The organism is Syntrophales bacterium, from assembly GCA_030655775.1.
Lineage (GTDB): Bacteria > Desulfobacterota > Syntrophia > Syntrophales > JADFWA01 > JAUSPI01.
The window spans coordinates 1-5,429 of sequence record JAUSPI010000166.1; the positions used below are offsets into that span (position 1 = coordinate 1).

2 protein-coding genes and 1 pseudogene are annotated in these 5,429 nt (G+C 46.3%); all 3 read right to left on the bottom strand.

The genetic code is table 11. The annotated features are described in order from the left end of the window. Positions 1-93: 93 nt before the first annotated feature. Positions 94-4,098: an NAD(P)-binding protein gene (locus Q7J27_09055; protein MDO9529295.1), complete on the bottom strand. Its 4,005-nt coding sequence runs from the start codon at positions 4,096-4,098 to the stop codon at positions 94-96. After that, positions 4,081-4,491, bottom strand: a pseudogene (locus Q7J27_09060) (FAD-dependent oxidoreductase). Before Q7J27_09060 ends, Q7J27_09055 begins: the two are co-directional and overlap by 18 nt. Positions 4,492-4,633: 142 nt before the next feature. Then, complete coding sequence (gene yihA / locus Q7J27_09065; GenBank protein MDO9529296.1) at positions 4,634-5,224, bottom strand: ribosome biogenesis GTP-binding protein YihA/YsxC; 591 nt, start codon at positions 5,222-5,224, stop codon at positions 4,634-4,636. Between the last annotated feature and the right edge of the window lie 205 nt (positions 5,225-5,429).

A 5,429-nucleotide genomic window follows, 5' to 3' on the forward strand; every position in this document is an offset into this window, starting at 1 on the left:
CACTTTAGTTCACTTTACACTCTTAACTAAATCTTGCTGTTTGAACTGGTACCAACATCTGCACAAAAAACGCAGTTGTTGAAAATAAAGACTCTAACCTGTCAGGGCAGCTATCTGCGCCAGAATTTCCTCATTATTAAATCCATTCAAATCAACTGCATTCATCCTGCACGATGCAGTACAGACACCACACCCCTTACAGAGTACTGAGTTCACCACCGCGCAGCCCTCGTTCTCATCCACCTCTATGGCAGCGAAGGGACAGTTTTCCTCGCAGAGTCCGCAGGCCATGCATCTCTCCTTGATTACATAGGCAACTTTCCCTTCAGATTCTATAAAATCCTTAGCCAGAATAGTACACGCCCTGGATACAGCAGCATTAGCCTGAGTGACGGTCTCACCGCTCATCTTCGGGGAATGGGCCATCCCGCAGAGGAAAACACCATCCGTCGCAAAATCTACAGGCCGTAACTTTACATGGGCCTCGAGGAAGAATCCATCCTGATTCAACGATACTTTCAGCATCTTCCCGATAAGATTATTATCAGGATTGGCAGCAACACCTACACTCAGTGCCAGAATGTCCGCCTCAAGCTCTACCGGCTCACCCACCACCGAGTCAAAAACTGTTACGGAAATTTGGGAATCTACGCCCTTCACTGTGGGTTTTCTGTCTTCATCAAAGCAGATAAACTTAACATTGGCCTCCCGCGCCTTTGTATAATAATCCTCTTTAAATCCATACGTCCTGATATCCCTGTAAAGGACGGTGACATCCTTATTCGGATCGGCTTCTTTTATCTTCAGAGCATTTTTTATTGCCTCACTGCAACAATACCTGCTGCAGTACGGCCTCTCGGTATTCCTTGAACCGACACACTGTATCATGACCACGCTCTTCGCATCGGCAACCTTTCTATCCTTTTCATGAATGAGCTTTTCAAGCTCACGCTGAGTCACCACGTTATCATTTTGACCATAGAGATATTCATCTGTATCAAGTTCGTATGCACCAGTCGCTACAATGACCACACCATGTTCAAACCGGTGCTCGACTCCCCGGGCTTCAATTGTAGTCTCGTAATTGCCGATAAATCCCTCGATATCTTTTATCTTTGCCCCTGTATAAACATGTATCGGATCACTCTTTTCAACACGATTCAGCAGTCGAGCCATATGGTCAACGGCATCAAGGCCTTCCAGGGTATTGTACAACTTACGATAATTTCCACCCAGTTCCTCTTCCTTCTCTATGATATAGGATTCAAAGCCCTGATCAGCAAGAGAAAGGGCAGCCGTTATCCCGGCAAGGCCGCCGCCAATAATCACTGTTTTCTTGTTGACCCCAAGCTGTCCCGGCGTCAAGGGGTTTAAATACTCAGCCTTGGCAACAGCCATACGGACAAGATCCTTTGCCTTCTCCGTTGCCGCTTCAGGTTCATTCATATGGACCCACGAGTTCTGATCCCTGATATTTGCCATCTCAAAGAGATGCCTGTTCATGCCGGCATTTTCACAATTTTCCTGAAAAAGACCTTCATGTGTCCGGGGAGAACAGGATGCTACTACGACCCTGGTAAGGTTATGATCCTTGATTACCTCAGCCATCTTTACCGCCGTGTCCTGGGAACAGGTAAACAGGTTCTCCTCAACATAAACCACATTGGGAAGGGCCTTTGTGTATTCCACCACTGCGGGCACATCTACCACCCCTCCTATATTGATTCCGCAATGGCAGACAAAAACACCGATCCTCGGGCCAATCCCTCTCAGGTCTTTTTCCAAAGGAACTTTTTCTTCCGCAATCAAAGTCCCCCGCCGGGAAGCCAGCAGACCTTCTGCACATGCTACGGCGCCGCTCGCTTCCATAATAGTTTCAGGGATGTCCTTGGGACCACCAAAGGCTCCACAGACAAAGACACCGTCACGGGAGGTCTGTACAGGATTTTCGAGAGAGGTTTTGCAGAAACCATGTTCCTCCAACTCTATCCCCAAACTCTTTGCAAGCTTCGAGGCATCCTTTGGCGGGGTTAACCCTACTGAGAGGACTACCATATCGAACTCTTCATCAGTCAGCGTCCCGTCTTCCATAATGTATGTAATAAGAAGATTTTTCGTCTGCTGCATCTCCTTAATTGTCGACGGTATCGATCTGATATATCTAACACCGTACTCCTGCCTGGCCCTTTCAACAAACCGGTCAAAATCCTTACCGTAGGCGCGGATATCCATATAAAATATCGAGGCTTCAAGCCCCCCGAGATGTTCTTTGGCGATAATCGCCTCCTTTGTTGCGTACATACAGCATACGGAAGAACACCAGCTATTTCCGCAGGATATATCTCTCGAACCCACGCACTGGATAAAGGCTATCTTTTTAGGCTGCATGCCATCAGAGATTCTTTTAATATGACCGAAATAGGGACCGGACGCGGATAGTATTCTTTCAAACTGTATGCTTGTTACTACATTATCATAGAGACCAAATCCGTATTCTCCTTTCAACCTCGCATCAAATACTTCAAATCCAGGGGCGGCAATAATAGCGCCGACTTCAATGTCTTCTTCCCCCTCTTTCATCTCATGGTCGACGGCATCGGCCAGGCAGACATCAACACATCGGTAACATTCAGAACATATCCCACAGGCAAGGCACCTCTTGGCCTCTCCAACAGCATCACCCTCATCCAAAATATTTACAACTTCACTAAAATCAGCTATTCTCTTTTCCGGGTCGAGGATTGACGGTCTATATCTTTCAATTTTCTTTATCCCGCCGGTATCAGCTTTATCTGCAACATTCTGAGTCCAATCCTTCTCCCTGCCCGCCTTAATATCTTCTCCCTTTAAATAACGGTCTATCGAAACAGCCGCCTCTTTCCCGGCATTTATGGCCTCAACCACAGTGGCAGGACCCGTGACATCATCACCACCTGCAAAAATACCCTCCACACTGGTAGCAAAGGTCACCGGGTCAACTTCAAAGGTGTTCCACCTGTTGATAGAAATCCCTCTTTCCTCCGGAACAAATGACAGGTCACTTGTCTGGCCTATAGCCGGAATAATCGTGTTGACTTCGAGTGTAAATTCTGATCCCTCTATCGGAACGGGACGTCTGCGTCCGCTCTCATCAGGTTTGCCCAGCTCCATGCGGACACATTCGACACCGGCCACTTTACCGTCCCTGCCAAGTATCTTCACCGGCGCCACCAGATATTCTATCTTAACCCCTTCCTCTATAGCTCCTTCAATCTCTTCAGATAAGGCGGGCATCTCGGCACGTGATCTCCTGTAGAGCACAAAAGCATTCCTGGAACCGGTTCTGAGCGCCGTACGGACGGCATCCATCGCAACATTTCCACCACCGATCACTGCAACCCTGTCCCCCAAGAAAACCTCTTCACCCAGGCTTACCCTCCTCAGGAAATCGATCCCGTGAACGACTCCTTCAAGATCTTCTCCGGGAACGTCAAGCTTGCTGCTGACATGAGAACCTACTCCAATAAATACGGCATCATACTCATCTATGAGTGTACCCATGGCAATGTCTTTGCCCACTTCTGTACTAAGCTTGATTTCAACGCCCATATCTTCAATGATTTTTATTTCCGCGTTGAGGATGTCTTTGGGGAGGCGGTATTCAGGAATACCCACCGTGAGCATTCCACCGGCAATTGGATGGGCCTCAAATACAGTAACCTGATATCCTTCGATGGCAAGATAATAGGCCGCACTCAGCCCGGCGGGACCGGATCCGATTATGGCAACCTTTTTATTCTTCTTTTCCTTTATTTCCGGAACATACTTTGTATCATCATAAAGATCGAGGTCGGCCACAAATCTTTTCAACTGCATAATGGCAATCGGTTCCTCCACCTCTCCTCTTTTACAGACCGACTCACAAGGATGGTGGCAAACCCTGCCACATACGGCTGGGAACGGATTGTCTTTCTTAATAAGCTTGAGCGCCTCCCTGTATTTTCCCTCAGCAATTAATGCCACATAGCCCTGTACGCTGATATGGGTCGGACATGCTGCCTTGCACGGTGCTGTCCCCAATTTGTCTATGGCAAAAGCACTCGGTATGGCTTGGGGCAAATGCCTGTAGATGGCCTTCCTGTTATCCAGGTTTTCATTAAAACCTGCTGGAACCAATACAGGACAAACATCAGCACAATCACCACATCCGGTACATTTATCCAGATCAACAAACCGTGGTCTCTTCGAAAGTTTAACCCTAAAGCGCCCGGGCTCCCCTTCAACAGATTCTACCGATCTCCTCGTCATGATTTCCACATTCGGGTGTCTTCCAGCTTCAACCAGCTTTGGAGACAGGATACAGGTAGAACAGTCATTGGTAGGAAATGTCTTATCGAGCTGAGCCATGACACCACCGATGCTGATATCATTTTCAACGAGGTGTACCTTTATGCCTGAATTTGCAAGATCAAGTGAAGCCTGGATTCCTGCTATTCCCGAACCCACAACCATAACCGCGCCAATTTTTTCACTGTCCTTTAACAACTTTAATGCCTCGGGATTGATGATTTTATTAAACAAAGAATGATTGACATAAACTTATCAAGAATCATGATCGATGTATTAGTTAAAAGCCGGCTTTACAAGACTGTCATTATTGAGCGCTTGTAAACTTTCCTATCTCTTTCCAGATAGCCCCTTTTCCTTCGCCAGTCTTTGCAGAAAATAGAATTATGTTACTATTAAGAGGTAATCCTAATATCTCTTTTATGCGTTGCTGTCGAATCCTTATTTGGTTCTTGGAAAGTTTGTCAATTTTTGTCAGGACGACAAGAAAACAAATACGGTAAAAACGGAACCACTCAAGAAGAGAAAGATCGTTCTCAGACGGATCCCTTCTTACATCAAGGATTAAAATAACAAGGCGCAAATTCTCCCGTTCTCTAAAATATCTCTCCACCATGGGCCCCCAATCCATTTTCACAGAAAGGGGCACCCTGGCATATCCATAACCGGGAAGGTCGACAAAATAAAGCAGGTTGTTTATCATAAAAAAATTTACAAGTCTCGTCCTTCCGGGGGTTGTACTCGTTTTGGCAAGCCTTTTTCGATTAACAAGCACGTTAATAAGCGAAGATTTTCCCACGTTGGATCTGCCGGCAAAGGCCACCTCAGGAAGTAAACTCTTTGGATACTGGGAGGGCTCCCTGGCACTCTTTATAAAGTCTACCGATGTCATTTTCATAGTAATTAGAGTCTTTATTCTCAAAAACTGCGTTTTTTTGCGCAGATGTTGGTGCCAGTTTAAACAGCAAGCTTTAGTTAAGAGTGTAAAGTGAACTAAAGTGTCTAAAGTTGACACGTTCGTAAAAAGTCAGTTTTCTACGCTCAGAACCATTTTGGGGATGCTGACATTGCCTGGCTAAAAATCTAAAAACTCATGCTAATGC

Bases quoted from the DNA above. Each gene is read 5' to 3' on its own strand.
- yihA (MDO9529296.1), bottom strand. From the start codon at position 5,224: ATGAAAATGACATCGGTAGACTTTATAAAGAGTGCCAGGGAGCCCTCC.